General features: G+C 73.5%; 1 pseudogene. It reads left to right on the forward strand.

Features of this window, described 5'->3' with window-relative positions:
• Positions 1-230, forward strand: a pseudogene (locus AC0IY1_RS25710) (Zn-dependent hydrolase); the annotation flags it as partial.

A 230-nucleotide genomic window follows, 5' to 3' on the forward strand; every position in this document is an offset into this window, starting at 1 on the left:
GGCGTCATCGCGGCCCAGGCCCCCACCTCCTCGTAGGCAGCCACAACGAGACCCAGAACGAGGCTGGCTGGCTCGACGGGGCGCTCGGCGTCGGCGCCGGCTTGGCGCTGGCCCGGGCCGGCCTTCCGGTCGACGTCGTCGCCTTCGCGGACGAAGAGGGGCCTTTCTCCGGCGGCTTCCTCGGGAGCCGCTCAGCGATCGGTGACCTGACCGAGGCCGAGATCGACGCC

The organism is Methylobacterium sp. AC690, assembly GCF_979256535.1.